Here is a 6,984-nt window from a genome sequence, read left to right on the forward strand (position 1 = left end):
CCACCCCACCCCACCCCACCGGCGAGGAGTCCGGCCCCCGCAGCGCTACCCGTGCGGCGCCGGACGGGTCGGCCACGCCGGCCCGCGCACCGGGCGGGGGCGGGGCTGCGACGCCGGCGGGCCCGGCGGGCGGCAGGCGGGGCGGGCGGCGCAGCGCGGGCGGACGCCGAGCACCGCGTCGATGACGTCGAGCGAGAGCCGGTCACCGTGCAGGGACGCCGCGGCGATCATCAGCTCGCAGCACCACTCGATCTCGGCGAGGGCCGCCGTCTCCCGCTGTTCCGCCAGCGCCGCCGCGTCCGGCTGGACCACGATCCCCACCTCCCCGCCCCCCGAGCCCGGAACGGACGCCCCGGAAACCTGTCCAGCGTAGGGAGCGGGCCCGGTCCGGCGCATGACACGTACGGGCCATTTCGCTCCGCCCCGGCCCGTGAGACAGGCGAAGAAACGTTCCCTCAACGGGCTCTTGGCATATGCCACAGGCACCATCGTGCACCATCCCCGGCGCCGGCGCAGCCCCCGCGCCGCCCTCCCGCGGCCCTCGCGCTGCCCGAATCGCCCGCCAGCTGTGCCCGGTTCGCGGTCCGCGCCGACCGAACCGCGCCGCCCCCTGCCGCAACCCAGGGAACGGCCGGTAGCGTGGTGCCGTGGCCCATGAGCAGGCACAACAGCGGCAGCAACACTCCAACGGCACCGCCCACCGGACCAACACGGTCGAACGCGGTCCCTTCGCGCTCGCCCGGTGCAGTTGCGGCTGGACCGGCCCGGCCCGCAGAGCCCGCGCCCGTGCCCGCCAGGACGCGGCGGGCCACTGCGGCACCGCGTGACAGCACGGCACCATGTGACAGCACGGCACCGGGTGAGAACACGGCACCGTGAGCGCACGGGATCGTGAGCACACGGCACCGTGACAACGCGGCGTCGTGAGCACACGGCACCGTGAACACACAGCACCGTCCGCCGGCACGGCACCGCGTGACAGCACCGCCGCCCCACCCCGCGCACCCCGGCGACCCCGGCCCCGCAAGACCGCCTGCGGGCGGCAGTTGAGGAAAGGCCCCACCCCGATGCCCACCATCGCCATAGCGGGCGAAGCCCTGATCGACCTGGTCCCGCACGGACCCGGCGCGCTCGCCGCGCTCTCCCCGCGTCCCGGCGGCGGCCCCTACAACACCGCCGTCGCCCTCGGCCGGCTCGGCAGCCCGGCCGCCTTCCTCTCCCGGATCTCCGAAGACCCCTACGGCGAGGCGCTGCTCGACGGCCTGCGGCAGGCCGGCGTCGACACCGCCCTCGTCCAGCGCGGCCCGCAGCCCACCACGCTGGCCGCCACCACGATCGCCGACGACGGCTCGGCCCGCTACACCTTCTATGTGGAAGGCACCGCCGACCGGCTCTTCGGCTCCCCCGGCCCGCTGCCCGCCGACATCGCCGCCGTCGCGTTCGGCACCTGCTCGCTGGTGCTGGAACCGGGCGCCGGCGCCTACGAGAAGGTGCTGCGCGCCGCCCACGCCGACGGGCTGCTGACCGCCCTCGACCCCAACATCCGCCCGCCGCTCATCGACGACCACGACGCCTACCGCGCCCGGTTCACCTCCTGGCTGCCGGACGTCGCCCTGCTCAAGCTGTCCACCGAGGACGCCGGCTGGCTGGCCGGCACCGACGACCCGGCCGCCGTGCTCGACGCCTGCCGCGGCCACCTGGACGCCGGCCCGCGCGCCGTGCTGCTCACCGACGGGCCGCGCGGCCTGACCGCGCTGACCCGTGCCCACGGCACCGTCCACGTGCCCTCCGACCTCAGCCGCGGGGTGGCCGACACCATCGGGGCCGGCGACACCGTCAACGCCGCCGTCCTGCACTGGCTGGCCGGCCACGACGCGCTCGGCCCGGACGCCCTCGACCGGCTCACCGCCGACCAGTGGCACGCCGCGCTCGGCTACGCCGCCAGGGCCGCCGCGATCACCTGCTCGCGGCCCGGCGCCGACCCGCCCTGGGCCCGCGAGTTGGCGTAACCGGAATCCGGCCACCCGTACCGGGAACCAGCGGCCGCCCCTCCCGCATCTCCACCCCCGCAGGGACAGGCACACACGTGCGAGCGGGTCGAAGGGGTGCGGGATGGCGGAACGCCGGATGGTGTTGCGGGCCGGGGCGGGGGCCGCCGCCGCGGCGGTACTGGCGGGCTGTTCGCCACGCGGTGCCACCCGCGGCACCGGCGCCGCGGCACCGGTGTCCTCCAGCTCCCCCGTCACGACGGCGAGCGCCTCCCGGTCCGCCGCACCGCCCGGCCCGGCCGACTGGACCGCGCTCGGCCGCGACCTGCACGGCACCCTGGTCCGCCCCGACGACGCCGACTACGCCACCGCCCGGCTGCTGTACAACACCCGCTACGACGGGCTGCGTCCGGCGGCCCTGGCCTACGTCGCCGACACCGCCGACATCGCCGCCTGCCTCGCCTACGCCCGCCGGGCCGGCGTCCCGGTCTCGGTCCGCGGCGGCGGCCACTCCTACGCCGGCTGGTCCTCCGGCAACGGCCGGCTGGTCATCGACGTCTCCCGGCTGTCGCGGGTCACCGCCTCCGGCGCCACGGCCACGGTCGGCGCCGGCGCCCGGCTGATCGACGTCTACGACACGCTCGGCGCGCGCGGCGTGACCATACCGGCGGGCTCCTGCCCCACCGTCGGCGCGGCCGGCCTCACCCTCGGCGGCGGCCACGGAGTCGCCTCCCGCGCCTACGGCCTGACGTGCGACAACCTCACCGGCGCCACCCTGGTCACCGCCGACGGCACCGTCCTGGACGCCGACGCCGGCCGGCACTCCGACCTGTTCTGGGCCCTGCGCGGCGCCGGCAACGGCAACTTCGGCGTCGTGACCGAACTGCGCTACCGCACCCACGCCGCCCCCGCCTGCGTCACCGGCTACCTCACCTGGCCGTGGTCCGCCGCCTCCCGCGTCATCGCCGCCTGGCAGGACTGGGGCCCCGACCAGGCCGACGAGATCTGGTCCTCCCTGCACCTGGACGCCGCACCGGGCGGCGAGGCCAAGGTGTCGATCGCCGCGTTCAGCCTCGGCTCCTACGACGACCTGAGCACCGCGGTCGACCGGCTCGCCGACCACGCCGGCCGCGCCTCCTCCGTCTCACTGCTGCGCCACGCCTCCTACGCGCAGGCCATGAACGCCTACGCCGGCTGCACCGACAGCTCCGAGGCCGCCTGCCACCTGCCCGGCAGCCTCCCCGGCCGCGATCCGCACGGCCGGCTGTCGCGCGACACCTACACGGCCCGCTCCGACTTCTACGACCGCTCCCTGTCGCCGGCCGGGATCGCGGCGCTGATCGGCCACACGGAGAACCTCACCCCGCGCGGCGCCTTCGGCGGCGGCGGCGCGGGCAGCGTGGCGCTCACCGCGCTCGGCGGCGCCGTCAACCGCGTCCCGGTCACCGCGACCGCCTTCACCCACCGCACCTCGCGCTTCCTGGCCCAGTACCTGGCCTCCGGCGCGCTGAGCGGCTCCGGCTGGCTCAACAGCCTCTACACCGCCATGCGCCCGTACGCCTCCGGCGGCGCCTACCAGAACTACGCCGACCCCCAACTGCGCGACTGGCGTTCCGCGTACTACGGCCCCGCCGCGTCCCGGCTGTCCACCGTCAAGCGCACCTACGACCCGCACCGCGTCTTCGACTTCCCCCAGGCGATCTGACGGGGGGTGCGGTCGGCGTCGGGCGTACGGCGTACGGCGTCCGGCGGGCGGTGCGGGGGTGCGGGGTGCGAGGGTGCCCGCTGCCGGGGTCGGCGCGGGTGCGGCCGGTCGACGGCCGGGGGACGTCCGTACGGGGGTCGGACGTCGAGCCGGCCGTCGTACGGGATGGTCGGCGCACGCAACGCCCGCCCGTCCTACGGTATGACCGGTCAGGCGGGCTCAGGCGGGCTCAGGCGGCGAGGTCGTTCTCGCAGGTGTGGTGGGCGGCGGACGGCGGACCGGTATGACCGGTGTCCGGCTGGGTGGTGGCCGACCGGTCGGCGGGCACGGCCACCGGCGTGGGAGGCGACACCGCCCGGACCAGGACGCGCAGCCGGCCGCGGTCCAGCACCCGGGCCAGCGGGACCAGCCCCAACTGCGCCAGCGGCGCCAGCAGCAGCGCGGTCGCGGTGCCGAGGGCGAAGCCGCCGATGACGTCGGTCGGGTAGTTGACGCCCATCCACACCCGGGCGAACCCCTGCGCCACCGCGAGCCCGATCCCCAGCAGCCCCGCCTTGCGGTGCACCAGGAACAGTCCGACGCCGATCGCCATCGCCAGCGTGGAGTGGCCGCTGACGAAGGAGAACTTCGACGTGCCGCGCAGCAGGACGTACAGACCGTCCTGATCGTCCATCGGCCCGGGGCGCTGCACGACGTCGCGGATCGGCATGCTCAGCAGCCAGGCCACCACCGCGGCGGTGCCGGCCCACGCCGCCCCGGCGACCGCGGCCGGCGCGTCCTGCGCGGTGCGCCGGGCCACCCGCCACCAGCACCACACCAGCAGGCCCAGGAGCGCGGCGGTCAGCCCGTACTCGCCGAGGAAGGTCACCACCCGGTCCACCCAGTGCGGCGATCTCGCCGCCAGGTCGTTGATCCTGACGAGCAGACCGACGTCGGGGTTTGAGCCGTCGAACGCGAGCTCATTCATCCTGGGTTCCCCTAACCGGTCGCTTAGTCGGCCCGCGCTACCCCCGCTGTCCGTACGTCACTCCATTGAACGGGGTCAGCGGCACCAGGGGTTCCGCCCTTACCGGAAGATCACCAGGAAGTTATAGAAGGGATACCCCGGGAAGCGTTCATTGGTCATAGCTTTGACACAACGTCACCGAATGCGCCGGATCATCCGTACCCAGCCCGGACAACCGACAACCCTCCCGGTTTCGCACGACGCCGGCCACCGCCCCGAACCGGGACCCGGCACGACACACCCCGACCCCCGGTCCGGTCCCGGCCCGGCGACGGGCCCGGTCGCGAGGCCGTCGCCGGACGGTCACGACGCGGTCGTCGGCAGCGCCTCGGCGCCCGCCTGGGTGACCCGGGTCGCCCCGAAATAGTCCGCCTCGTCGATCGGATCGAAACGGATCACCGCACCGGTGTGCGGAGCGTCGAGCATGTAGCCACCGCCCACGTATATCCCGACGTGGTGAATCGACCGCGGATCACTGAGATCCGTCGCGAAGAACACCAGATCACCCGGCAGCAGTTGATCCCGCGAAGGATGCGGACCCGCGTTCCACTGATCGTTCGCCACCCGCGGCAACTGGATTCCCACCGAGTGGTACGCCGCCTGCGTCAGCCCCGAACAGTCGAAACGCCCGTCCTCCGCCGACGTCCCCGTCCCGCCCCACAGATACGGGGTGCCGAGCTTCGACTGCGCGTAGTAGATCGCGCCCGCCGCCTGCTGCGACGGCGCCACCCGGCCCACCGGCGCCGCGAAACTCACCGCCAGCGCCCGGATGCGCTTCACGTACCCCTGCGTCTCCGCGTAGGGCGGAACACCGCCGTAATGAATAACGGAGTACGGACCCGCGTTGTAGGCGGCCAGCATGTCGTCGACCGCGTCCCCCTGCACCCCGCGCACGTCGTGCGCCAACTGGCAGTCATAGGTGGCGGCCGAGGGTATGGCGTCCGAGGGGTCCCACGGATCGGCCGTGCCGTCCCCGTTCCCGTCCACCCCGTGCGTCGCCCAGGTACCCGGCTCGAACTGCGCGATCCCCTCGGCGCCGGTGGGACTGCGGGCCTGCGGGTTCCAGCCGCTCTCCTGGTACAGCTGCGCCGCCAGCACCGGCGGGGTCAGCGTCGGGCACAACGCCCCCCACTGCTGCACCAGCGGCTGGTACAGCGCCGGCACCGCGTTCGGCGCGAGCCCGACCGCCTGCTGAGCACCCGTCATCGACGCCGCCGCCGAATACGTCCCCACCACCAGCAACGCCAGGAACATCACCCCGGCCCCGAACACCCCGACCCCGCCGATGAGCCAGGTCTTGCGCGAGCCCCCGCCGAAGCCGGCCATCCGTCGCCCTTCCATTCCCCGGATCGTTGCTCTGTGCTAATAGCCGTGATACACACAGTAGGGTGCAGGGCCCCCGTCGGACCCGGTCTGCACACCAGTGTGAACTCCAGAACGCGGATCACACGGGGAATCAGACGAGATTCCCGAGAATGTCACCTCGGATGACGTTCCAAGGCGGCCGCGTCGGCCAATATAGAGTCTGGACCCCCGCGCCTGCGGGGGCCCCAACTGATCATGCGGGGCGGTGAGTTATCCATGTTCCTGGCAGCCTCTAAGGGCGGCATCAACACCATCATCGGTGGGATCGCGCCCAACTGGGGGCCCTTCGGCGACCTGGGAAGCGAAGCAAAGGTGATGGTCGAGGTCGTCATGGCCACCGCCATCCTGCTGTGCCTGGCCATCGCCATCTGGGGCGCCGCGAAACAGCGCATCGGTGCCACGGCCCTGCGCGATACGTTCAGCGCCGAGCAGGGTAAGGGTCTGATCATCGCCGGCCTGACCGGCGTGTTCATCATCGGCTCGCTCGGCACCCTGTTCACCATCGTGTACGGGATGGCCGTGTAACCGCCCCCTCTTGCCCCCGTACGCCCCTCGGGACCCGTCCCAGGCCCCTCATACCCCACCTAGGCTGCGTGCTGATGCCCACTCATCCGAGCCACCACGATCCCGGCAACGGCCCGACCGGCACCACGCGTACCCGTCTCCCCGAAGGCGGCTACGCCACCCCCCGCCGGCCCCCGGCCCGCGTCTCCCGGACCCTGGTGACGGTCGTCGGCATCGTCGTCCTCCTCATCGCCGCGCTCGCCTTCGCCACCCGCGGCACGGGTTCCGGCGGCCCCTCCTCCTCCAGCGGCACGCCCCCCCCCCCCCCCCCCCCCCCCCCCCCCCCCCCCCCCCCCCCCCCCCCCCCCCCCCCCCCCCCCCCCCCCCCCCCCCCCCCCCCCCCCCCCCCCCCCCCC

At 74.2% G+C, this 6,984-nt stretch carries 7 protein-coding genes; 4 read left to right on the forward strand and 3 right to left on the reverse strand.

The window, feature by feature from the left end; translation table 11 throughout:
• Window positions 1–45: 45 nt before the first annotated feature.
• Entirely contained in the window at window positions 46–312 is a 267-nt protein-coding gene (locus tag POF43_RS34045; protein ID WP_282704952.1) for a hypothetical protein, read from the reverse strand.
• Between the two features lie 335 nt (window positions 313–647).
• Between POF43_RS34045 and POF43_RS34050 the strand changes: the two genes are divergently transcribed.
• The 3 genes from POF43_RS34050 (at window position 648) to POF43_RS34060 (ending at window position 3,693) form a co-directional block, all read left to right on the forward strand.
• Window positions 648–827: a hypothetical protein gene (locus tag POF43_RS34050; RefSeq protein ID WP_271326140.1), complete on the forward strand. Its 180-nt coding sequence runs from the start codon at window positions 648–650 to the stop codon at window positions 825–827.
• Between the two features lie 240 nt (window positions 828–1,067).
• Window positions 1,068–2,009 carry a carbohydrate kinase family protein gene (locus tag POF43_RS34055; RefSeq protein ID WP_271324955.1) on the forward strand — a complete coding sequence of 314 codons (942 nt, stop codon included), beginning with the start codon at window positions 1,068–1,070 and terminating at the stop codon, window positions 2,007–2,009.
• Window positions 2,010–2,112: 103 nt separating this feature from the next.
• Entirely contained in the window at window positions 2,113–3,693 is a 1,581-nt protein-coding gene (locus POF43_RS34060; protein ID WP_271316851.1) for an FAD-binding oxidoreductase, read from the forward strand.
• A 229-nt stretch (window positions 3,694–3,922) separates the two neighbouring features.
• Here POF43_RS34060 and POF43_RS34065 read toward each other — a convergent pair whose 3' ends face one another.
• Together POF43_RS34065 and POF43_RS34070 are read right to left on the reverse strand one after the other, a co-directional pair.
• Entirely contained in the window at window positions 3,923–4,660 is a 738-nt protein-coding gene (locus POF43_RS34065; protein WP_271316850.1) for a phosphatase PAP2 family protein, read from the reverse strand.
• A gap of 342 nt (window positions 4,661–5,002) precedes the next feature.
• Window positions 5,003–6,040, reverse strand: a complete 1,038-nt coding sequence (locus POF43_RS34070) for a bifunctional lytic transglycosylase/C40 family peptidase (RefSeq protein ID WP_271316849.1) — start codon at window positions 6,038–6,040, stop codon at window positions 5,003–5,005.
• 240 nt (window positions 6,041–6,280) lie between these two features.
• Between POF43_RS34070 and POF43_RS34075 the strand changes: the two genes are divergently transcribed.
• The gene (locus POF43_RS34075; RefSeq protein WP_271324954.1) at window positions 6,281–6,589 is read left to right on the forward strand and encodes a DUF8827 family protein; all 309 of its coding nucleotides are present in this window, start codon (window positions 6,281–6,283) and stop codon (window positions 6,587–6,589) included.
• Window positions 6,590–6,984: the final 395 nt, after the last annotated feature.

This window comes from Streptantibioticus silvisoli, from assembly GCF_027947535.2.
Classification (GTDB): Bacteria; Actinomycetota; Actinomycetes; order Streptomycetales; family Streptomycetaceae; genus Streptantibioticus_C; species Streptantibioticus_C silvisoli.

Coding starts and splice junctions, on each gene's coding strand:
- POF43_RS34055 (WP_271324955.1), top strand. CDS start 1,068: ATGCCCACCATCGCCATAGCGGGCGAAGCCCTGATCGACCTGGTCCCG.
- POF43_RS34060 (WP_271316851.1), top strand. CDS start 2,113: ATGGCGGAACGCCGGATGGTGTTGCGGGCCGGGGCGGGGGCCGCCGCC.
- POF43_RS34065 (WP_271316850.1), bottom strand. CDS start 4,660: ATGAATGAGCTCGCGTTCGACGGCTCAAACCCCGACGTCGGTCTGCTC.
- POF43_RS34070 (WP_271316849.1), bottom strand. CDS start 6,040: ATGGAAGGGCGACGGATGGCCGGCTTCGGCGGGGGCTCGCGCAAGACC.
- POF43_RS34075 (WP_271324954.1), top strand. CDS start 6,281: ATGTTCCTGGCAGCCTCTAAGGGCGGCATCAACACCATCATCGGTGGG.